Source organism: Acidobacteriota bacterium (assembly GCA_012729555.1).
GTDB lineage: Bacteria > Acidobacteriota > UBA6911 > UBA6911 > UBA6911 > UBA6911.
Genome location: JAAYCX010000024.1, coordinates 1 through 20582, shown reverse-complemented (window position 1 = coordinate 20582; position 20582 = coordinate 1). Strand labels below are relative to the sequence as shown.

Annotated in this window: 23 protein-coding genes; 11 read left to right on the top strand and 12 right to left on the bottom strand. The window is 62.3% G+C overall.

Annotated elements, in window-relative coordinates; genetic code table 11:
* Positions 1–45: 45 nt before the first annotated feature.
* The 7 genes from GXY47_06455 (at position 46) to GXY47_06425 (ending at position 7801) form a co-directional block, all read left to right on the top strand.
* Positions 46–240, top strand: coding sequence for a type II toxin-antitoxin system HicB family antitoxin (locus GXY47_06455; protein ID NLV30783.1), 195 nt, complete (start codon positions 46–48; stop codon positions 238–240).
* Positions 241–340: 100 nt separating this feature from the next.
* Positions 341–1729, top strand: a complete 1389-nt coding sequence (gene prsR, locus GXY47_06450) for a PEP-CTERM-box response regulator transcription factor (protein NLV30782.1) — start codon at positions 341–343, stop codon at positions 1727–1729.
* A 12-nt stretch (positions 1730–1741) separates the two neighbouring features.
* Complete coding sequence (locus GXY47_06445) at positions 1742–1948, top strand: 2-oxoisovalerate dehydrogenase (protein ID NLV30781.1); 207 nt, start codon at positions 1742–1744, stop codon at positions 1946–1948.
* Positions 1945–2196 (top strand): type II toxin-antitoxin system HicA family toxin, encoded by a 252-nt coding sequence (locus GXY47_06440; protein NLV30780.1) that lies wholly within the window; start codon positions 1945–1947, stop codon positions 2194–2196. Before GXY47_06445 ends, GXY47_06440 begins: the two co-directional genes overlap by 4 nt.
* Before the next feature lie 34 nt (positions 2197–2230).
* Positions 2231–3079, top strand: coding sequence for an exosortase (gene xrt, locus GXY47_06435; protein NLV30779.1), 849 nt, complete (start codon positions 2231–2233; stop codon positions 3077–3079).
* Positions 3080–3112: 33 nt separating this feature from the next.
* Positions 3113–3757: an EpsI family protein gene (gene epsI, locus GXY47_06430; GenBank protein ID NLV30778.1), complete on the top strand. Its 645-nt coding sequence runs from the start codon at positions 3113–3115 to the stop codon at positions 3755–3757.
* Between the two features lie 24 nt (positions 3758–3781).
* Entirely contained in the window at positions 3782–7801 is a 4020-nt protein-coding gene (locus GXY47_06425; GenBank protein ID NLV30777.1) for a tetratricopeptide repeat protein, read from the top strand.
* A 51-nt stretch (positions 7802–7852) separates the two neighbouring features.
* Here GXY47_06425 and GXY47_06420 read toward each other — a convergent pair whose 3' ends face one another.
* On the bottom strand, positions 7853–8539 hold the full coding sequence (locus GXY47_06420; GenBank protein NLV30776.1) for a PEP-CTERM/exosortase system-associated acyltransferase: 687 nt from the start codon (positions 8537–8539) through the stop codon (positions 7853–7855).
* Positions 8540–8949: 410 nt separating this feature from the next.
* On the opposite strand from GXY47_06420, the gene GXY47_06415 reads away from it, so the two are divergent.
* The 4 genes from GXY47_06415 (at position 8950) to pepA (ending at position 13425) form a co-directional block, all read left to right on the top strand.
* Complete coding sequence (locus GXY47_06415) at positions 8950–9714, top strand: PEP-CTERM/exosortase system-associated acyltransferase (protein ID NLV30775.1); 765 nt, start codon at positions 8950–8952, stop codon at positions 9712–9714.
* A gap of 191 nt (positions 9715–9905) precedes the next feature.
* Positions 9906–11039, top strand: coding sequence for an ABC transporter permease (locus tag GXY47_06410; protein NLV30774.1), 1134 nt, complete (start codon positions 9906–9908; stop codon positions 11037–11039).
* A 2-nt stretch (positions 11040–11041) separates the two neighbouring features.
* Complete coding sequence (locus GXY47_06405) at positions 11042–12154, top strand: ABC transporter permease (protein NLV30773.1); 1113 nt, start codon at positions 11042–11044, stop codon at positions 12152–12154.
* A gap of 368 nt (positions 12155–12522) precedes the next feature.
* Entirely contained in the window at positions 12523–13425 is a 903-nt protein-coding gene (pepA, locus tag GXY47_06400) for a flocculation-associated PEP-CTERM protein PepA (GenBank protein ID NLV30772.1), read from the top strand.
* Positions 13426–13521: 96 nt separating this feature from the next.
* On the opposite strand, the gene GXY47_06395 is transcribed toward pepA, so the two are convergent.
* The 11 genes from GXY47_06395 to GXY47_06345 all read right to left on the bottom strand — a co-directional run bounded on the left by GXY47_06395 (position 13522) and on the right by GXY47_06345 (position 20535).
* Entirely contained in the window at positions 13522–14187 is a 666-nt protein-coding gene (locus tag GXY47_06395; GenBank protein ID NLV30771.1) for a class I SAM-dependent methyltransferase, read from the bottom strand.
* A gap of 40 nt (positions 14188–14227) precedes the next feature.
* Positions 14228–15100, bottom strand: coding sequence for a ThiF family adenylyltransferase (locus GXY47_06390; GenBank protein NLV30770.1), 873 nt, complete (start codon positions 15098–15100; stop codon positions 14228–14230).
* Positions 15101–15110: 10 nt separating this feature from the next.
* Positions 15111–16313, bottom strand: a complete 1203-nt coding sequence (locus GXY47_06385) for an HlyD family efflux transporter periplasmic adaptor subunit (GenBank protein ID NLV30769.1) — start codon at positions 16311–16313, stop codon at positions 15111–15113.
* Between the two features lie 165 nt (positions 16314–16478).
* Positions 16479–16907 (bottom strand): type II toxin-antitoxin system VapC family toxin, encoded by a 429-nt coding sequence (locus GXY47_06380; GenBank protein NLV30768.1) that lies wholly within the window; start codon positions 16905–16907, stop codon positions 16479–16481.
* On the bottom strand, positions 16904–17212 hold the full coding sequence (locus GXY47_06375; protein NLV30767.1) for an antitoxin PHD: 309 nt from the start codon (positions 17210–17212) through the stop codon (positions 16904–16906). The genes GXY47_06380 and GXY47_06375 overlap by 4 nt, the downstream gene beginning before the upstream one ends.
* A 63-nt stretch (positions 17213–17275) precedes the next feature.
* Complete coding sequence (locus GXY47_06370; protein ID NLV30766.1) at positions 17276–17710, bottom strand: type II toxin-antitoxin system VapC family toxin; 435 nt, start codon at positions 17708–17710, stop codon at positions 17276–17278.
* Entirely contained in the window at positions 17707–17883 is a 177-nt protein-coding gene (locus GXY47_06365; GenBank protein ID NLV30765.1) for a hypothetical protein, read from the bottom strand. Before GXY47_06365 ends, GXY47_06370 begins: the two co-directional genes overlap by 4 nt.
* Before the next feature lie 114 nt (positions 17884–17997).
* The gene (locus tag GXY47_06360) at positions 17998–18462 is read right to left on the bottom strand and encodes a PIN domain-containing protein (GenBank protein NLV30764.1); all 465 of its coding nucleotides are present in this window, start codon (positions 18460–18462) and stop codon (positions 17998–18000) included.
* Positions 18450–18707, bottom strand: a complete 258-nt coding sequence (locus GXY47_06355) for an AbrB/MazE/SpoVT family DNA-binding domain-containing protein (GenBank protein NLV30763.1) — start codon at positions 18705–18707, stop codon at positions 18450–18452. The genes GXY47_06360 and GXY47_06355 overlap by 13 nt, the downstream gene beginning before the upstream one ends.
* 39 nt (positions 18708–18746) lie before the next feature.
* Positions 18747–19424 carry a PEP-CTERM sorting domain-containing protein gene (locus GXY47_06350; GenBank protein NLV30762.1) on the bottom strand — a complete coding sequence of 226 codons (678 nt, stop codon included), beginning with the start codon at positions 19422–19424 and terminating at the stop codon, positions 18747–18749.
* A 310-nt stretch (positions 19425–19734) separates the two neighbouring features.
* On the bottom strand, positions 19735–20535 hold the full coding sequence (locus GXY47_06345; GenBank protein ID NLV30761.1) for a PEP-CTERM sorting domain-containing protein: 801 nt from the start codon (positions 20533–20535) through the stop codon (positions 19735–19737).
* Positions 20536–20582 lie beyond the last annotated feature (47 nt).

Below are 20582 nucleotides of genomic sequence, written 5' to 3'. Positions count from 1 at the left end.
GATCAAGGTCGCCATGCTATAATCTGGAGATCTCGGGGGACTGCCATGGTCAAACAGGTCAAGATTGTCGTCGAAAAACATGAGGATGGGTACATCGCCTATCCCATTGGGTTGAAGGGCGTTGTTATCGGCGAGGGAGACAGCTACGAGGAAGCGCTGGCAGATGTCCAGTCGGCAATCCAGTTCCATATGGAAACCTTCGGAGCGGAAAGCATTGAAGGCGAACGGTCTAGTTTTTAACCATCCCGAATCATCGAACGATCAAGGGATCGACTCTGCGCACCATCATCACTCAGGCAGGGATATCTCGAGATGATTTCCTGCGGTATTACGAAGAAAAATGAAGAAGAACCGGGTTGATAAGAAGATCAATCATCCTGAAGCGCTCCCCAGGATCCTCGTGGTCGACGACGACGAGCAGATCCGCAAGCAGATCACCTGGGCGCTGGCGGACGATTTCCAGGTGTTTGCCGCCGGGGACCGGCCCGGGGCGCTCGAGCTGTTCCGGAAGGAACGGATCCCCGTGGTGCTGCTCGATCTCGGCCTCCCCCCCCGGCCGCGCGACGCGGAGGAGGGGCTCGCCGCGCTCGAGGAGATGATGGGGCTCGACCCCCTGGCCAAGATCATCATCGTCTCGGGCAACTCCGAACGCGCCAGTGCCCTGGCCGCCGTCGAAAAGGGGGCGCACGACATTTTCCCCAAGCCGGTGGAGCTGGACGAGCTGAAGGTGGTGCTGCACCGGGTCCGCCGCCGGCTGGAACTGGAGCGCGAGAGCATCGAGGAGCGGCACCTGGCCGACCGGGTCTCCTTCGACGACATCATCGGCTCGAGCGCCCCGATGCAGGAGGTCTTCGCCACCATCGGCAAGGTGGCCGGCACCGACGTCCCGGTCCTGATCACCGGGGAGAGCGGAACCGGCAAGGAGCTGATCGCCAACGCCATCCACAACCGGAGCCGCAGGAAAGGAGGCCCCTTCATCCCGATCAACTGTGGCGCCATTCCCGAAACCCTCCTCGAGAGCGAGCTGTTCGGCCACGAAAAGGGGTCCTTTACGGGGGCGTCGACCCAGCGGCGGGGGAAGCTCGAGTACGCCAGCGGCGGCACCCTCTTTCTCGACGAGATCGGGGAGCTGGCGCCCGAACCGCAGGTGAAGCTGCTGCGCTTTCTCCAGGAAAAGGTGGTCGAGCGGGTGGGCGGGAGGCAGCCGATTTCCATCGACGCCCGGGTCATCGCCGCCACCAACCAGGACCTGGAGGAACGGGTCAAGGCCGGCCGCTTCCGGGAGGACCTCTACTTCCGCCTGGCCGTGGTCCGGATGGAACTCCCCCCCCTGCGCGAGCGCGGGGAGGACGTCATCCAGCTGGCGGAGCACCTGGCGCTGGCGTTCGCGAAGGAACTGAAAAAGCCGGCCCGGAAATTCAACCGGGCGGCGCTGGACGCCCTGCGCCGGCACGGCTGGCCCGGAAACGTGCGCGAGCTCCAGAACCGGGTCAAGCGCGCCCTCGTCCTGTCGGACGGGCCCGCCATCGGCCCCGCGGAACTGGAACTGGAGGCCCCCGAGGATTCCGACCCGACCCCGGTCACGCTCAAGGAGGCCCGGGAAGCGGTGGAAAAGGAAAAGATCAGCAGCGCCCTCCGGGACAACAACGGGAACGTGTCGAAAACGGCCAAGATCCTCGGGATCAGCCGGCCGACCCTGTACGACCTGATGTCGAGATACGGATTGTAGGGAGGTATTGCCATGCAGGAAGTGGTTTTCCTGATCCAGGAAGCCCCGGAGGGGGGATATACCGCCAGGGCCCTGGGACACTCGATCTTCACCGAGGCCGAAAACTGGGACGAGCTCCGGGAAGCGGTTCGGGACTCCATCAGGTGTCATTTCGAACCGACAGACTGCCCCCGGGTCATCCGGCTCCATTATGTCCGGGATGAAGTGCTGGTGGCATGAGAATCCCCAGGGACATCGGCGCCGAAGAACTGATAACGCTGCTCCGGCGCTACCGATACCGGGAAACGAGGCAAACGGGCAGTCACATCCGTCTCACGACAGTTTCGGGCGGCGAGCACCACCTGACCATACCGCGGCACAAGCCGCTGCGTGTCGGCACGCCGCATGCAATCCTGGGCGACATGGCCGAGCATTTCGGCACAAGCCTGGAAAAGATCGCAGAGGAGCTTTTCTCCAAGCACCCCTGAATGTCCGAATGAATCTCTATAGGGAACACGATTGATGAATAAACGGGTGATCGCGACCATTTCGGCCCTCCTCGTCTGCTTCGGGCTCCTGTACCGCGGGGTGATCGCCAGGCTGGTGCACGACTGGTACACGGACGACAACTATTCGCACGGATTCCTGATCGTGCCGATCGCGCTCTACTTCGTCTGGGAGCGGCGGGCGAAGCTCCGGGAGGCCGCCGCCCGGCCGAGCCTCTGGGGCCTCGCCCTGGTCCTCGGGAGCATGGCCATGCTCCTGGCCGGCATCCTGGGATCGGAGCTCTTTCTCACCCGGGTCTCGATGGTCGGGACGCTGGCGGGCGTGGTCCTCTTTCTCCTCGGGTGGAACCACCTGAAGATCCTGTTCTTCCCGATCGCCTTCCTCCTGCTGATGATCCCGATCCCCGCCATCATTTTCAACCAGGTCGCTTTTCCGCTCCAGCTCCTCGCCTCCCGCTTCGGCGAGACGGCCCTCACCCTCAGCCAGATCCCGGTGCTGCGGGAGGGGAACGTGATCCACCTGGCCAACACCAGCCTCGAGGTGGCCGAGGCCTGCAGCGGCATCCGCTCCCTGATCTCGCTTCTGACCCTGGGAATCGTCTTCGGCTATTTCACCGATACGCGCCTCTGGGTGCGCTGGGCCCTCGCCATCGGCACCATCCCCATCGCCATCGCGGCCAACGGCATCCGCGTGGCCGGCACCGGCATCGCCGCGCACCATTACGGGGAGGCGGCGGCGCAGGGGTTCTTCCACAGCTTCTCGGGCTGGATCATTTTCGTCGCGGCCTTCATTATGATGTTCCTTTTGTATAGAATCATTGCATGGATCGCGCCCGGGCGGCCGGCCCCCGGACCGGCGGCCTGAAGCGGCGACGGCGCGACTCCGCCAGGATCGATTATGAAAATTCGAATTCTGCTGCTTTTGGTGGTCATGCTCGGGTCGGCCGCCTTCATCTCGGTCAAATCGCGGCCGGAAGTCACCCCCATCCGGGCGTCGCTCACGGGGCTGCCGCTCGTGCTCGGGGAGTGGACGGGGCAGGACGCCCCCCCGATGGACTCCCGGGTGATGGACGTGCTCGGGGTGGACGACCACATCGACCGGACCTATTTCGATGCCGAGGGCTTCCCCACCAGCCTCTACGTCGGCTACTACCAGAGCCAGCGCTCCGGGGACACGATGCACTCCCCCCTCAACTGCCTCCCCGGCGCGGGGTGGAATCCCTCGAGGCGGATGGAAATCTCCATCCCGGTCGAGGGGGGGGACGCGATCGAGGTCAACCGGATCGTGATCTCCAAGGGGCTCGACCGGCAGCTGGTGCTGTACTGGTACCAGAGCCACGGGCGGGTGGTGGCGAGCGAATACTGGGGGAAGATCTACACGGTACTCGACGCCCTCCGCACCAACCGGACCGACGCGGCCCTGGTGCGCGTCATCTGTCCCGTCGGCGGGGCGGACGGCGTTGCGGAGGCGAAGGCCGAACGGCAGGCGATCCGGTTCGTGCAGGAGGTTTTCCCGTTGCTCGACGACTATCTGCCGCTTTAATTCCGAAAACGCAAGGGACCTAAAATGAAAAACAGACTCTGCATGGCGTTGGCGTTGGCGCTCCTGCTCGCGGGATGCTCCCGGAGCCCGGAGAAGTACCTCAAGAAGGGGCAGGAATATTTCGCCGAGGGGAAATTCAGCGCGGCGGTGCTCGAGTTCCGCAACGCCCTGAAGAAGAACCCCCGCTTCGCCCCGGCCCATTACGAACTCGGCCGGACCTACCTCGCCATGGGCGGGACGGAGGAGGGGGGGCAGTCGATCGTGACGGCGGCCGAAATAGACCCCAACAACCTCGACGCGCAGATCGCGGCGGGGAATTTTCTCCTGATGCAGCGCAAATTCGACGAGGCCCGGGCCAAGGCCGAACTCATTCTCAAAAAAGAGCCCCGGAGCATCCCCGGAAATATCCTGCTCGCCAACGCCATGGCGGGGAAGGTCGACCTGAACGGGTCGATCGGGGTTCTGAAGCTGGGGTTCGACCATGAGCCCCAGATCCTTCCCGCCTTCATCGCCGTCCAGGTCCCGGAGAAGGAGCGCCCGGAACCGGAAAAAATCGAGGCCCGCTTCCGGGAAACGGCCGACCAGAACCCGCGTTCGGTCGAGGCCCGCCTGGCCCTGGCCAATTATTACCTCCTTGCGCGGCGGATCGAGGACGCGGACCGGGAGTACCGCGCCGCCCTCGAGATCGACCCCGGTTCCCCCGCTTCCGAAGACGCCAACCTCTCCTACGCCTACTTCTCGATCCTCAACAACCGGCCGGACGAGGCGGAGAGCATCTACAAGAGCCTGCGGCAGAAGCACCCGAGCGTGCCCCGCTACGGCGTCCTCCTCTCCGACTTCTACGCCGGGATCGGCGACCGGGACAAGGCGATCGAGACCTGCCGGCAGATGCTCGAGGCCGACCCCGGGCTGACGGTGGTCAAGAAGCGCCTGGCAAACCTCCACCTGGGAGGACGGCAATTCGACCAGGCGGTCGGGATCGCCGACGAGATCCTGAAAAAGGACCCGAACGACGCCGACGCCCACCTGATCAAGGGGAAGGTCCTGTTCGCGGACCGGAAGGTGCCCGAAGCCACCGAGCAGCTCGAGGCGAGCGTCAAGTCGAACCCGCGCTCGGCCGAAGCCCGCTACTACCTCGGGTTCGCCCACCTGCAATCGCGCGACTACCCCAAGGCCGAACGGGAGCTGACCCTGGCGCTGCGGCTGAACCCGGCGCTGGTGCAGGCCTACGTCGGCCTGGCCCAGGTCAAGCTCGACACCGGGGACGCCGACGCCGCCGTGCGCCTCAGCCAGGAAGCGCTCCGGATCAACCCGAACACGTCGGAAGCCCGGCTCGTCCTGGGGAGCGCCTACGCCGCCCAGCGCGACTACGCCCGGGCGGCGCCCGAGATCGAATCGTACGTGGCGAAAAACCCCGACAACCCGGCCGGGCGCTTCAGGCTGGGGCAGCTTTACTTCCGCCAGGGGAACCTCGCCCGGGCCGAGGCGGAGTTCGAAGCCGCCCTCCGCGCCGACCCGGAGCACGGCGAGAGCCTCCTGGGGCTGGGGAACGTGTACCTGACGCGCAAAACGCCCGAAAAGGCGCTTGCCCGGGCGGAGCAGGCCATCTCGGCCCACCCGAAGAACCCGGAGCTGTACCAGGTCATGGGGATGCTCCACCTCGAGCTTGGAGACCGGCAGAAGGCCGAGGAGTTCTATAAAAAGGCCGCGGAGTTGGATCCCGGGGACCTGCCGCGGCGGATGACGCTGGCGCAGTTTTACGTCAACACCCGCCAGCAGGACAGGGCGGACGCCGTTCTGCGCGCGATTCTCAAGGACAACCCCGGCAACGAGCGGGCGCTGCTGGCGCTCGGCCGGCTGCACCTGGGGCAGAAATCGTACGACAAAGCCATCGCGGCGGTGGATGAGCTGCTGAAGAACGACCCCAAGCATACCGAAGGGTCCCTCCTGAAGGGCCGGATCCTGCTCGCCGAAAACAAGGCCGACGAGGCGGTCAGGACGCTTCAGGGGGCGGTCAACAACGAGCCGGAATCGGCCGAGGCCCGGTACTTCCTGGGCGTAGCCCAGTACGAGGCCAAAAACCGGGAGCGGGCGGAGGCGGAGTGGAACGAGGCGGTCAAGAACTCCCCGCGCTACACCCCCGCCCTGGTCGCGCTGGGGCGGCTGAAGCTCGAGGAGGGGAAGGCGGACGACGCCGCGGGCTTTGCCCGCGAGGCGCTCGCCGTCAACCCGGACCACCAGGAGGCCCAGCTCCTGCTGGGGAGCGCGCTCGCGGCCAGAAAGGACTACACCGCGGCGGCGGCGCAGCTCGAAGGGTTCCTCAAGAAACACCCCGAGAACGAATCGGGCATGAAGCGGCTGGGGCAGGTCTACCTCTCCCAGGGAAGGCCGGCGCAGGCCCAGGCCCAGTTCGACCGGATCCTGGCCCGCGACGGCGGCGACGTCGAGGCCTGGGCCGGCACGGTCGCCGCCCTGCTGGCCCAGAAGCAGCCGGAGCAGGCGATCCGGCGCCTCGACCGGCGGCTGGCCGACGCCCCCCCCATCGCCAAACTCTACGAGCTGCGGGGGATGGTCTACCTCTCCCAGAAGAACCTGCAGAAAGCGGAGGAGTCGTACGTCAAGGCGGCGGAGCTCGACCCTTCCAACCTCCAGCAGCAGACCCAGCTCGCCAACTTCTACGCCGGCGTCGGCAAGCCCGACCAGGCGATGCGCAAACTCGAAAGCCTGGTCTCGGCCCACCCGGGCGACTCCGGCCTCAAAAAGCGGCTGGCGCGCCTGTACCTCCAGAACAAGGCCTGGGACAAGGCCGCGGCCCTGGCCGACCAGCTCGTCAAGCAGAGCGACCCGGAAGGCCGCGTTTTGAAGGCCCAGGGGCTGCTGGCCCAAAACAAGGGGGCGGAAGCGGTCAAGGAACTGCAGGCGGCGGTGGCCGCCGACCGCAACTCGGCCGAAGCCCGCTACCTCCTGGGGGCCGCCTACCTGGCCGATAAAAAGGCAGACCAGGCGGAAACGGAGTGGAACGAGGCGATCCGGATCAACGACCGGTTCACGCAGGCCTACGCGTCGCTGGCCCAGCTCCGGCTGGCGTCGGGGGACGCCGACGGCGCCATCCGCCACGCCCAGCAGGGGCTGCGGGTATCCCCGGACGAGACGGGGCTCCGGGTCCTTTTGGGGAGCGCGCGGATGCGAAAGCGCGATTTCAGCGGGGCGCTGAGCGAATTCGACACCGTGCTCAAAGCCCTGCCCGACAACGCCGCGGCGCGGTACAACCGCGGCATCGCCAACGTCAATCTCCAGATGAGCCGGAACCAGCCCGACCGGGCCGTCCGGACCGCGGAGGAGCAGATCCGGGCGTTCCCCGACCGGGCGGAGCCCCATCTGCTCCTCGGGCAGATCGAGATGTCACGGAAGAATTACGCGAAGGCGGAAGCGGCCTTCCGCAAGGCGCTCGACATCGACGGGGACAACCTGGCCGCCTACGGGCTGCTGGGGCAGCTGTTCATGGCCCAGAAGGCGGCCGACCGGGCGATCCGGGAGTTCAACCACGCCCTCGAGGTCAACCCGAAATATATCCAGGCCCACATCCTGCTGGCCTCGGTCTACGAGTCGCAGAAGAACCGGGAGCAGGCCAAGCACCACTACCGCAAGGCGCTCGAGATCCACCCGAATTCGCCGGTGGCGGCCAACAACCTGGCCTGGCTTCTGGCCGACGGCGGGGAGAACCTCGACGAGGCGCTGAAACTGGCCCAGGCGGCCAGCCAGCAGGCGCGCGACGTGGCGGCCGCGCCACGCGACGTGGCGGCCGTGCAGGACACGCTTGGGTGGGTCTACTACAAGAAAGGGTCCCACCGGGCAGCCATCGACGCCCTGGGCCAGGCCGTGCGCCTCGAGCCCAAGGGGGCGGTCTACCACTACCACCTGGGGATGGCCTACCTCAAAAACGGGGAGAAGGATCAGGCGAAGCGCTCGCTCGCGGAGGCGCTCAAGCTCTCGGCCAGTTTCCCCGGGGCGGATGAGGCGAAGCGTACGTTGTCCACCTTATAGAGAAATTTCAGGGCAGCAGGGAGAGGGGGGTGCGTCCGCACCCCCCTTTTTCTATCCCATGAAGCGGGCGTAGAGGCCGGGATTGCGGCGGGAGAGTTCCTCGAGCATCGTCTCGACCCGGCCCAGGTAGGGGGCGCGCAGGCCGTGGTAGTTCTGCTCCGGCCCGATGGCGTCGAAGACGATGCCCACCCGGCGCAGGAGCGTGACCAGGCCCCGGGCCATGACGGCCAGGAGGTATTCGTTCCCCCGCTCGAGGCTTTCCATGCAGATGCCGCGGTAGAGGCCCAGGACGATGTCGTTCTCGAGCCGGCGCTGGCCGCCGTACATCCGCCGGAACAGCTCGGGAGTGAGCGGCTCCCTGTCGCGGTAGACGGAGTCGGTCGTGCGGCGGCGGTACTCCTTGCTGATGGCCAGGCGCGAAATCTCGCCAAAGCCTTCCCGGTTCATGACCGAGAGGTCCCGCTCGAGGGTGCAGTGTTTTTCGATCGGAAAACCGCATTCGGAGTTGACGATCATCCGGACGGTGCCGATGACGTGCTCCTCCCCCGTCCGGCGCACGACGAAATGCACGGAATGATCGTCGTAGGCGTCCCGCTCCATCCCCCCAGGGTGGTCCTCGCTCCGCTCGAACCCCCACTCCTCGACGTACACCTTGTAGCGCAGCCGGAACACCTCCAGCAGCAGGGGATCCCCCGGGGGCACCTTGATGTATTCGAAGAGGCTGGGGCTTTCGGCCACGGGGCAGGCTCCGAGGGGGGGGTGCGGCAAACCGGGGCTCACGGGGATTCCCGGAACCGCGCTATCATGAATCATAATAAGCCCTGTTTTGATCAATGTAAACCCGCCCCCGGCGGGGGCCCATCCACTCTATCGGCAGGAATCGTTTTACAATTCATTGACATTTCCCTGCCCGCCCGACCGGCCGAAATGCCCAAAATGGGCAATTCTGAATAATTTTATTGACGGCCCGGAGCCTTCTGCATAAGCTGCTACTTTACAATTAGTAAAACTTGAGCCCAAACGCGGAATGCAGCAGCGAGCGTGACCTCAATCACACCTTCCGGGCCCTAATTCGTTATATCGTAATTATATGGACGCACCATTACCTGTTTTTCGCAAAATCCATAGCGTGATCCCGAGGAAGTCCCATGGCCCAACCCGTGGCAGCCGCAAGCGGTTTTCTGTCTCAAGCCCCGTATCCGACTCCGTCGCACCCCCTCAACCAATGGTTCGAGGTTATCGCCGCGGATACGCCTGAACTCCGGGAAAAAGCCTACCGCCTGCGCTACCAGGTCTACTGCCGGGAAAAGCAGTTCGAGACCCCCGAGGAACACCCCTGCGAACTGGAGCAGGACCTGTACGACTCCCGCGCGCTGCACAGCCTGGTGGTCGACCGCACGAGCGGCGCCGCCACCGGCACCGTCAGGCTGATCCTCCCCGACCCCGAAACCCCCTGCGACAGCTTCCCGATCCAGCACGTCTGCCGCCACCCGCTCCCTTCCCTCTCATCTGGCAGCAAGGCGGCGGAAATCTCACGCTTCGCCATTTCCAAGAAGATCCGGAGGATGGCCGAACAGTCCCTGGTCCCGGTCCCCGCCTCGGCTGATGACAACCCGGTGGCGACCGCCAGGGCCATGAAGTGCTCCCTGACCCTCCTCCTGATGCGCGAAATCGTCCGGATGAGCCGCGAAAACGGGGTCACCGACTGGTTCGCCGTCATGGAACCCGCCCTCCTCCGCCTCCTCTCCCGCTTCGGCATTCACTTCAATCCGGTGGGTCCCCAGGTCGAATACCACGGCCTGCGCCAACCGTGCTACGCCAAGGCCGAAGAGCTCCTGGAAAGGATGCGGGAGGAGCAATACGATGTCTGGAGTTTCATTACCGGATCGAGCGGGGCAATGATCGAAGCATAGAAAGAACATCCTCGAATTCGCAACACCCTCCCCAAGACGGTGTATCCTCTGACCGGTGATGAAAGATTCACGGCTCGAACGCTGTCGTGCTAAGATAAGCGCGATTCCATCGCATCGGACCGAACGGTGAATGGCTGGCTTTTGGTAAACATCATCAATCCGGCCGCAACCTGAATAGCGTAAACACCATCATGAACTTTGCCCGCGTAAAAGCCGTGGCCCGCAAGGAAGGTCTCCATATCCTCAGGGATCCCCGCAGCCTCGTCATGGCCATCCTCCTCCCTTTCCTCATGATCCTCCTGTTTGGATACGGCCTGACCCTTGACGTTGACCGGATCCCCACCAGCATCTATGACGCGGACAACAGCGCCGAAAGCCGCGCCATCATCTCGCGATTCGAGGGGAGCCACTATTTTCGCATCGTCGATGTTGCCGGGGATTATGGCCACATTCAGGACAGCATCAACAGGGGCAGGGCCATGTTTGGGCTGGTCATTCCCCGTCAATATTCCCGTGACCTCCTGGCCGGGAAGGAACCTCAAATCCAGATCCTTCTGGATGGGAGCGACTCCAACACGGCCTCGGTCGCGCTCAGTTACGCCAGGACCCTTTTCGGGGAATCGGCCGAAGATATTGCCAGCGGGGCATTGAACCGCAGCTCCGGGGTCAAGGAAACGCCTTCGATAGAAGCCCGGATCCGGATCTGGTACAACAGCGGGATGAGATCGCAGAACTTCATCATCCCGGGGCTGATCGCCATCATCCTCATGATCATCGCCACCCTTCTGACATCGCTCACCATCTCACGCGAATGGGAATCGGGAACGATGGAACAACTGCTTTCCACGCCCCTGCGCCCGGCGGAATTGATTTTGGGCAAGATGTCGGCCTATTTCATCCTTGGCGCTCTGGATACGGTTCTGGTGATCATTGCCGGAGTAACCGTTTTCCATGTTCCCTTTCGCGGCAGTCTGCTTTTTCTGGCCCTGACAAGCGGCATCTTTCTCACGGGAGTCCTCTGCTGGGGGATCCTGCTCTCCACCATCGCCAAATCCCAGCTGCTGTCCTATCAACTCGGAGCCCTGACCTCATTCCTGCCCGCCATATTACTTTCCGGTTTCATCTTCTCAATCGAAAACATGCCCCCGGCCATCCAAACCCTCTCTTACCTCATACCCTCCCGATATTTTGTCACCATTTTGAAGGGCATCTTCCTGCGCGGCATAGGCATCGAGGTGCTCTGGGTCGAGGTGGGACTGCTCCTGGTTTTTGCCGTCATCGTTTTTCTGCTCGCCCGAAACCGATTGCGCCGGGAGGTGGTCTGAGCATGTATGGGCGAATCTGGGAAATTTTGCGCAAGGAATTCCTCCAGCTGTTCCGGGACCCCCGCATGCGGATCGTGCTTCTGGGGCCGCCCGTCGTCGAACTGATCATTTTCGGATACGCCGTCACCCTGGATATCGAAAAAAGCCGTATCGCCTGGCTCGATTTGGACAAAACGGTGGAAAGCCGGGAACCGCAGTCCCGTTTCGAGGGATCGAGTTATTTCCAGGTCCAGCAGATGACGGAATCGTTCGACGACGTGCGGGACGCCATCGACAGGGAGGAGATGACGGCCGCAGTCCATATCCTCCCGGGCTTCGGTCAGGATATCCGGAAGGGGAAACACTCATCCGTGCAGGTCATAGTCGATGGGACGAACTCCAATACGGCGACCATAGTATCCGCATACGCCGGGGAGATCATTGAGCGGTTCGGTAACGACATGAGAGCCGAATCGCAAACAGCCGCAGTCCCAAAGCTTAATGTTGAAAGCCGGATCTGGTTCAACCCGAATCTCAGAAGCCGCGATTTTTTCATTCCCGGGGTCCTGGTCAACATCATTACCTATGTCACCCTGATGCTGACAGCCATGAGCATCGTGCGGGAAAAGGAGATGGGGACGCTCGAACAGCTTATGGTCACTCCGATACGGCCGGTCGAACTCGTAATCGGCAAACTCCTTCCATATGCGGCCATCGGCATGTTCGACGTCTGTCTGATCACCGCCGCGGCGCTGATTGTCTTTCAGACCCCGTTTCAGGGCAGCTTTATCCTCTTGCTTTTCAGCGCTTTGCTCTTCCTCCTGGCAACATTGGGCATAGGCCTCTTCATTTCCACGGTATCCCAGAATCAACAGCAGGCCCTGATCGGCTCCTTCTTCTTTCTTCTCCCCGCCATTCTGCTCAGCGGATTCGCCTTCCCCATCCACAGCATGCCGGCACCCATGCAGCTCATCACCTACCTGAACCCGCTGCGTTATTTCACGGAAATCGTGCGCGGAATCTTCCTCAAAGGTAGCAGCCTACACCACTTATGGCCGTCCCTGACAGCGCTGGCCGCGATCGGCTGCGCGATTCTGGCCCTCAGCGCCACCCGGTTCCGCAAGAAGATGGATTGACATGATCGAGCCGGGCCTATCCAACATCCCAGCTTTGGCATCCCCACAAAAAAGATGTCAAAAACCCCGACACTTCCGGCAATTTCATTGATTTAACACAAGATATCATCAATCAAGGCCTCCAAAGGGAGCCCGAGGCCCGGCATCATCTCACGCCGAATGTCGGTAGCCTTTACATAGCCGGATGTTACTGGCCAGACCGAAGTGGAGGATGTTCGATGCTGACTTGGAATTCATAGAGATTTCATTACAATGGAATCCTTGTATTCCATTGATTCAGTGTGACATCGACAGCCACCGCCCGCTTCGCATTTACGGCAGCGGCTATCCGCCTTGTTCGATGTTTACTTTGGCACGAGGATTGCATCATGTCGGGCGAGGTTGGCTTTAGGTTCAAAGGCGACCCGCAGGGATGTGACAGCAATCAATCATGGGGGACTAAGAAAATGACAAAATCCAATTTCCGGAGTTTCGGAATGCTGGTAGTGGCGGCGATGGCATTGCTCCTGCTGCCGGTGGCCGCAAACGCGGAATATCTTGATTTCTGGGTCAATGAGAGTGCCGTTCCCGGCGTTCCCGATGATCAGGGATTTGTGGCAGACGCATTTAATGGCGTGTATTCGGAAATCCTTACCTTTGATGGCTTAGGAGGATTTTCCGCCACTCTGATCGCCCAATGGAGGGGATATGATTTTAATGAGGGACTTGACCCTGTCCCTGCCCCAGTCTACCTGGCCGGCTCAGCACTCATTCCTGAGCAGTACGGCATGTACACCGTCTACACGGCGACCGGAAATATCACTGATTTGGGCGGCGGCGAATTCAGATTCACTACAACCACAGGTGCCGCAGAAATCTGGGTGGATCCGAACTCAGATACAGGTCTCGGTATGGCCGCCCTCCCAGCAACAGGCGGGCTTTATCCGTCGCTCTCGATTAATACCGATGACGAGCTGGTTCTTTCTGCCTCGGATATCTATTTCGAAGATAATACCATGAGGCCCGGAGTCGGCGGCTTCTTCGACATCAGATTTTTCGAACCAACCATCGAGGCTTTCGGTCAGGAGTATTGGCCGACGCTGTTTGGGATCAACTTCCTCGCGGCAACTGTTGACGGCGACTTTAATGAGTTCGATCCGACAGCAGCCCAGAGCATAACAATGGGCGGTGACCTGAGCGCCAACTTCACCGTTGTTCCCGAGCCGTCCACGCTGGTCCTGTTCGGCCTTGGGTTGATCGGAACCGCGGTGGCCATCCGTCGGAAACGGTAATACTCATCAGCATCCAATTTAAAAAGGCCGGCAACATCTGTTGCCGGCCTTTTTTTATGGATCCCGCGGCGGCGCACGGCGCCAGGCCTGCGGATCTTACGGGGTTTTCCGGGCCTTGAGTTCGTAACAGTTACCCGAAACATCCTCCGAGACGATTCCAAATCCCGCTTTTGCGATCCGTTCCCTGATATCATCTTTATGATAGGGGGTATGGAGAATGCCCTTCCGGGTCCCCCAGCGATTGATGCGGTTGGCGACCCGGTCGAATGGACCATTCCCGCGGGGATAAAGCAGCACGTTGGCCGCGAGGGTGCCCTTGGGTTTCAGGACCCGATGGATGTCACGCAGAGCCCCGTCGACATCGGGAAAACAATGAACGGCATTGGCGATATTGGCCGTGTCGAAGTGGTTGTCCGGGTAGGGAAGGATGGCGGCGTCCGCATGGCATAGCTCAATATTCGCCTGTCTGGCGAAACGCCGCCTGGCGCCGGCCAGCATCGGCTCGGCGTAATCCACCCCAACGATCTCGACGTCAGGCAGGCCCTTGCGCTTTCTCCAGCGCAGGATCAGTTCCAGCAGGGTCCCGGTTCCGCAGGCGATTTCGATGTGCTTCGACCCGAAATTAGGGCCGAAGAAGCGGATCTGGCGCCCGAGGGTGCTGTTGTAAGCGAAGGTGAGAATGAGAAAACCGCGCACATCATACCATAGCGGCGGGGAATCATAGGCGGCGGCGATTTCGTCGATCGATTTTCCGGTGGGCATACCTGTTCCTTTCCTGATCCGTCCTGCGGCTCCCAGGTAGTTACGACTGCATCCTGGAAAACTGCCGCGAGGCAATGCCTATCATAAGGCGTTGAATAGGATTCCGGTTCCCCCATGGCCGCCAGGTGTGGACCAGCTTGTTTTTGTAGGGATCGAACTGCAGCCCGTGCGGGGCAGCCAACAACCGCCCCCGCTGCAAAAGCACCTTGAGTGCTTCCGTTGCGGCCATGCCGGCGCAGATATCGCAGGCCATGGGGGTTGAAGGCCCCTTGCGGGCCTTGAGATCCAGGGCACCGGGATCCACAAGGTATTTCCGCTGCAGGAGCCGGGGCGACAGGCCCAGGACGAAGCGCAACGCCATCTCATCCTCGGAACAGCCCTCCCAGCGGAAATATTCCTCGAACGTCATGCCTCTCGGCAGAAAAGTGAGTACGGCCGCCCCCATTCCCAGGGGCGCGGCCGTTATCGCGGGAATACCCTTCTCCGCGCAGGAGGCGAAGACGGCGCTTCGGGCCTTGAAGGCAAAAAAGTCGAGTCCGTCAATATAGAGGTCCACCTCCTCCAGAAACCCGTCCATATTCTGTTCGGTGATTCCCTGATCGAACACCTTCAGCGAGATTCCCGGGTTGACCGCCCGCACCATCTCCGAGAGAACCTCGGTCTTCCGCCGACCGATGGTGTCCATATTGGCCCCGGCCTGGCGGTTGAAGTTGACGAGGTTGAAAACATCGAAATCGGCGATGTTAAAGTTCCCCACTCCCAGCCGAGCCAGGGTCAGGAGGTGGGAGCCCCCCACCCCGCCAAGCCCCGCGATGGCGACCCGTTTGCCCCTCAGTTGCAGCAGTTCCCCGGGGGTCACCCACCCGATGTTCCGGGAAAAAGCCTGCTCGTAGTTGAATTCGGGATTTGCCATCACTTAGCCCTCATTCGGCCGGAAGCACGATCTCGGCGTCGACGGGCATATTGAGCTTGAGCTCTCGCTCCCGGTTGTCTACGTCGATCTTGATGCGGTAGACGAGCTTGACCCGCTCCTGCTCCGTCTGGATCTGCTTGGGGGTGAATTCGGCGGCCGAGGCGATGAAACTCACCCTCCCCCGGTAGCGCTTGCCCGGGTAGGAATCCGATGTAACCCACACCGGCTGGCCCAGCTTCACGAGCCCCAGCTGGGTCTCCGAAACATAGGCGCGCAGCCAGGGGCGGTCGATCACGCCTATGGTCACCACGGTCGTCCCGGGCGCCACCACCTCCCCCACGTCGGCCGCCTTGACCAGGACCACACCATCGACGGGGGATACGACCACCGTATCCCTGAGCTGGGCTTCGATCACTCGAGCCTGGGCGCGCGTCCGCTCCACCTCGGCCCGGCGCGCGGAGATCTCTTTCTCGCGCCGGCTGATTTCAAAACGGGCGGCTTCCGCCGCGGCGAGTTCCGCCCGGGCGCCGGACACCCGCTCGCGCTGGGCCGCGATGGTCTCCGCCCGGGCGCCGGCCAGCACGAGCGCCAGGCGCTGCCCGGCCTGCTCCAGGGCTGCCGCGGCCGATTCGGCCCGGAAGCGGTACTGATCGTGCTGCTGCACCGAAATGTCATCCTGCAGAAGGAGCTTCTCGGCCCGCTCCCGGTTTTTCCGGGCGTTTTCGTTTTCCGCCGCGGCCGCGCTCACCGCCGAGCGGGCTTCTGCAATCTCCTCTTCTCGCGCGCCCGCCTCGAGTTCCCGCAGATGGGCCTCCGCCGCCGCCAGCGCCGCCCGGCGCGCGGCAAGGCCGGCGGCATAGCTCCTGCGCTGGTATTGCAGGGCGGCCTCGGCCTGCCCCTCGAGCGCCTGCGCCTCGGTGACGGCAGCGGACTCGCGCTCGAACAGCCGCATCAGCTCGTCGCTCGAGAGGCGGGCGATGAGCTGGCCCCTGCGGACATCGCGCCCTTCGTCCGTGCGCAGCTCCGCGATCATCCCTGAGGTCTTGAAGGCGATGTCGACCTGCTGCAGTTCGATGTTGCCCGAAAGCTTCAGCGTGACCGGTTCCGGATCCTTTTTGCCGATGGCGAAGCCGACGAGCAGGGCGGCCACCGCGACGATGCCCACCATCGCGGGGATGCATCTCCCGGCCCCCACCTTCACCCGTATGCGCATATCCTCCGCCCGCCCCGTTCCCGGGAATGGGAGTCCGCCCCTTGATCGGGCCTAGTGATCCCAGATGACTCATTATAGATGCAGTTCGCGGCTATTGGCCAAATTAAGTTATCGGAAAAAGGGGCGGATCGGATTATGGGCAGGGAGGAGGGGAGAGTACGGAAATCATGGGAGCGCGGGTTCGATCCCCAGCGCGCTGGCGTTCCGAAGCAGTCGCCGGTCGCAGCTGAGCAGCTTCAGGGAAGGAAAAGCCTGCAGGAACAGCAGGGCGGTGGCCAGGTGCACCGCATCGAGGGTGCGAAGCGGTTCGACCGGAAAAAACCGGCAGGCGCGGGCGCGCACGTCGGCGGAGATTTCCATCAAGGTCCACCCGGTCCGGCTCCGGGACAGGAGCCCCCTCAGCCTTTCGGTGTCGCCGGCATTCAGGACATTCCGGGTTTCCGCCCGCACCAGGGCCCGTTCGGCTTCCACCAGGGTCAGGACGGAGGAAACCACCATTTCCGCTTCATCAATTGCCCGCGCCACCTCAGGCGCGCGCGCCTCTCCCAGGAGCCAGGAGAGCAGCGCCGAGGTTTCCAGATAGACCGCCTTCACAATCCGGGCTCCTCCCTGTCCTCCTCCAGAAGTCGTTTGACGATTTTGGAAGAGAGCTTGACGGGCGAGGGTTCGAGCGCCGTCTTCTCCTGCAGGGGAAGGGTCACGATCCCGTCCCGCGCCCAGGCCAGGAGGAGCGGGTTCAATCCCACGGCACCGCCTGCGCGCCCATACGGCTCCTGCAGTTCTGCGACGACCTCGTTGCGGTCGGTAACCAGGATGGTGGCCCCGCCCCGCACCTCGCGCAGCCAGGCGCTCAGGTTGTTCTTGAGATCCTTGATCCCAACCGTTTTGATCGGCTTCATAACGCTATAGTAGCTACCGGTAGCTACAATGTCAACCTGCCGCTGCCGGATCTCTCGCTTTCGCTACTCCACCGAAAACGGAAGCCGCCAGCGCAGGCCCTTGAAGCGGGCGTAGTCCCGGTCGATTGTGATCCACTCGCACCCCGATTCGATGGCCAGGGCGGCAAACCAGGCATCCTGGATCAGGTTTCCCGAGGCGGCCGATTCCCGGCAGAGGGCCTCGAAGATCCACCAGTGGTCCTCTCCGGGAAGAATGACGCGCGCCTGGGGCTGGGACTGGACGACGTGGATGAACTCGAACGCTTCCCCAACCGGACTTGGACTGACAAAGATTCGCGGGTGCGTGGCGGCCCGAAGAAAGGAACAGAAGACCTGGGGGGATATTCCATAGGCTTCCGGCCCGTTGAGGACCGATTCGAGCCAATCCCGATAGAGCGGGTGATCGGCCATGTCGGCACGGAAGGCGTAAACGAGCACATTCACGTCGGCCAGAATCACCCGATCCCCTCCATCCGGTCGAGAAGATCGGCCGCGTTGCCGAGATCCACACCCGGCAGCGTGCCCCCCTCCCTGCTGCAGACCGGGAGATTGACATGGTGGCGTTCCGTAGCCTTGACCGGCTCCGCCAGGACCAGGCGCAGACCCTTCTCGATCAGAGCGGTCAAAGTCATTCCTCTCCGGGCTGCTTCGCTCCTGGCTTTCTTCATCAGGGTTTCATCAAGCCTTACAGTCGTTCTCATATGTCAAAGCATACGCACAATATGTCTATATGTCTACCGCCAACCCTAAAACTCGGCGGAAAACTCCTCCGCGCGCATTACCCGCACCCCATGCTTCATCAGGATGCTGAAATGGCGGCGATTGTCGGTCACGACCGTATGAACACCCGAATGGCGCGCGATTTCGGCGATATGGGCGTCGTAGATCCTTCCCCCGGCCGCCCGCTCTCCGGCCGCCGCCTCGAGAAACACCAGTTGCTGGCCATCCGGAAGCTGCTCGACATGAAAACGGGGGATCAGATCCGCCAGAATCATCCGGGTCTGCAGGGGGGATAACCGATAGCCAGCAGGCAGGCGCGTGGCCACGGCATAGAACTCGAGGCAGCAGTGCCACGCCGTCCGGACATCGGGCAGAGTCCCCTGCGCCACGGCATCCATGATCCGCATCGGGTGAACCGAAGCGTCCCCGAAGTCGATGCAGCCGGCAAGCAGAACCGTGGTATCCAGGAACACCGGGGCTACCAGGGCCATCGGTTCCGCTCCTCCTCGACCAGGGCCTCGAGATCGACTGCCGGCAGGTCCCCCTTCCCTGCCGTCGGCCGGGCGATCAGCCTCCCCCCTTCCCGCACCAGAACCGGGTCGGAGCCCGTCCGGACCAGCCGGATGGAGAAATCGTCCATCAGAACCTCCACCTCGGTTCCCGGCTTCAGCCCGGCCCGCTCCCGGATCGCCGCCGGAATGACGATCCTCCCCGCCTTGTCTATGGTAGTTTTCATACCACTTTTCTACCATATCTACTGCCACAATGGAATCCGCTACCTTTTCGATTCCCTCCGGCGCCACAGGGTCAGGGCGGCCATTCCAAACCCCAGGAAGGCAAGCGAGGAGGGTTCGGGAACGGTGCTCGTGACTGGAGGGGGGATGAGGGTGCCGGAAACCACCAGGTTGTCGATCCGGTTGTTCCCCGAGGAACCGGTAGCACCGTCAAACCTTATGCGGAAACCGGCGGCGGGATTGTCGTCAAGGCCCGCTATCGCGCTGAAATCGAAGTTTTGAAGCCCAAAAGTGGTGCCGGGGCTGAAGCCGCCGTAATCGGTCCACGAACCGCCTGAATCGAGGCTGTACTGGAGCAGGTTATCAAGGAAACCGGTACTGGTGCGCTGCGCGGCAAAGCTGACGCCGATCGCCTCGTACCCTTCCGTCCCGGTCATCCAGGTGAGGTAGCGCCCGTTGTTGGCCATTCCCACCAGGCGCAGCGCCGCCCCGGCGGGATCTTCCCCCTCGAGGTTGACGCTGCTGCCCGAGGCGTTGCCGATATTGGCGGGACTGAAGTCGCTCGACATCGTGCCGCTGCCGCGGTCGACCGAGAATTCCAATTCACCCCCGGTGACGCCGGAAGCGGCATCGTTGAAATTCCAGACTGCGATCGTCTCCGAATGGACGGGAGCGATCAGGACCATCACCAATAAGAAACTGAGACCGAGATAACGCATCGATTCCTCCTTTGCTGGGTTCGGTCTCATTGTTTCGCCCGGGGGCGGGCCATTTCAGACATCGGGCACAATTTTCGGGCAAAATCTCGGTGGTCCGGCCCAAATCGCCTTCGGCGCTTTGGGCACCAGATCTTATCCGAATCATGGGGACTCCGCCTAGCTGATCGCAGCGGAGGGGATCTCGGAATGGCAGGCGCCATCCCCGTGGAGGAGTCGCAGGCTCCTCCAGGTCTCTGAACAAGATTAATCTATTGGATAGAAGTCACTTATGGTGCTGCGGATATCGCTGAACAACCGCGATCTTACGGGGTTATTTCTTCCTTCTCCGCGCCAGAAATCCCAACCCGACGATCCCCGTACCGAGGAGAAGGAGTGACGCCGGCTCCGGAACCTCGCTCAAACCCACCGTTTCCGGCCGGGCGACGGCCCATTCCTCAAACCCGCCCGAACTTTCCCAGCCCGGCTGCATCCCGAATTGGGAGAACAGGTACACATAGGGGGTGAGTGGATCCAGGGAAAACAGGCGATCCGGGATGTATACGGCCAGGTCTCCGGCACCCCCGCCAGGGTTGAGCGAGGCGTCAAGCCCCAGCCAGGTGTCGGAATTTTTATCACTGTCGTAGACGAGGTAGCCGGCCCGGACCAGGCCGAATTCCCCCAGATCCCCCGAACCGGACTGATAAATCACCAATTCATCGAGCGAGAGCAGCCCCCCGTTGTTGCCTCTGCTTTCGTTGATATCCAGGATGAACTGCCGGTACCAGATGTCCTCCAGGCTGACCAACGGAATCTCCCCAAGCATCAGCGAACGAGTAAACCCATTATTATCATTGGGATTGCCTCCGCGCTTCATATCGTAGCCGTCCTCGAACCGGGCCTCTGTGTTGTAGCCTTTCTCACTTCCCTTGCCTTGGATAGTGAGGAACGGATTGAGAACGCCCGTCCCGGTGGCCTGCGGATCGATCTGCAGGAAAAAGGCACCGTCGATGAAGCCAGCACTGCCTTTTTCGGTAAGATCAATCGTTGAAATGGGATCCGCAAAAAGAATGGCATGATTTAGGATAAACATCGCATAGATGGCTGTAGCAAAACACGCCCGTGGTCTTTTCATAGTCCCTCCCAGGGGTTTTATCGACAACGGGGAGTGGTTGGAACAGG

Coding starts and splice junctions, on each gene's coding strand:
- xrt (NLV30779.1), top strand. CDS start 2,231: ATGAATAAACGGGTGATCGCGACCATTTCGGCCCTCCTCGTCTGCTTC.
- GXY47_06355 (NLV30763.1), bottom strand. CDS start 18,707: ATGAAAACTACCATAGACAAGGCGGGGAGGATCGTCATTCCGGCGGCG.
- GXY47_06345 (NLV30761.1), bottom strand. CDS start 20,535: ATGAAAAGACCACGGGCGTGTTTTGCTACAGCCATCTATGCGATGTTT.
- pepA (NLV30772.1), top strand. CDS start 12,523: ATGTCGGGCGAGGTTGGCTTTAGGTTCAAAGGCGACCCGCAGGGATGT.
- GXY47_06365 (NLV30765.1), bottom strand. CDS start 17,883: ATGACTTTGACCGCTCTGATCGAGAAGGGTCTGCGCCTGGTCCTGGCG.
- GXY47_06410 (NLV30774.1), top strand. CDS start 9,906: ATGAACTTTGCCCGCGTAAAAGCCGTGGCCCGCAAGGAAGGTCTCCAT.
- GXY47_06455 (NLV30783.1), top strand. CDS start 46: ATGGTCAAACAGGTCAAGATTGTCGTCGAAAAACATGAGGATGGGTAC.
- prsR (NLV30782.1), top strand. CDS start 341: ATGAAGAAGAACCGGGTTGATAAGAAGATCAATCATCCTGAAGCGCTC.
- GXY47_06360 (NLV30764.1), bottom strand. CDS start 18,462: ATGGCCCTGGTAGCCCCGGTGTTCCTGGATACCACGGTTCTGCTTGCC.
- GXY47_06395 (NLV30771.1), bottom strand. CDS start 14,187: ATGCCCACCGGAAAATCGATCGACGAAATCGCCGCCGCCTATGATTCC.
- GXY47_06390 (NLV30770.1), bottom strand. CDS start 15,100: ATGGCAAATCCCGAATTCAACTACGAGCAGGCTTTTTCCCGGAACATC.
- GXY47_06425 (NLV30777.1), top strand. CDS start 3,782: ATGAAAAACAGACTCTGCATGGCGTTGGCGTTGGCGCTCCTGCTCGCG.
- GXY47_06375 (NLV30767.1), bottom strand. CDS start 17,212: ATGAAGCCGATCAAAACGGTTGGGATCAAGGATCTCAAGAACAACCTG.
- GXY47_06445 (NLV30781.1), top strand. CDS start 1,742: ATGCAGGAAGTGGTTTTCCTGATCCAGGAAGCCCCGGAGGGGGGATAT.
- GXY47_06350 (NLV30762.1), bottom strand. CDS start 19,424: ATGCGTTATCTCGGTCTCAGTTTCTTATTGGTGATGGTCCTGATCGCT.
- GXY47_06415 (NLV30775.1), top strand. CDS start 8,950: ATGGCCCAACCCGTGGCAGCCGCAAGCGGTTTTCTGTCTCAAGCCCCG.
- GXY47_06385 (NLV30769.1), bottom strand. CDS start 16,313: ATGCGCATACGGGTGAAGGTGGGGGCCGGGAGATGCATCCCCGCGATG.
- GXY47_06440 (NLV30780.1), top strand. CDS start 1,945: ATGAGAATCCCCAGGGACATCGGCGCCGAAGAACTGATAACGCTGCTC.
- GXY47_06405 (NLV30773.1), top strand. CDS start 11,042: ATGTATGGGCGAATCTGGGAAATTTTGCGCAAGGAATTCCTCCAGCTG.
- epsI (NLV30778.1), top strand. CDS start 3,113: ATGAAAATTCGAATTCTGCTGCTTTTGGTGGTCATGCTCGGGTCGGCC.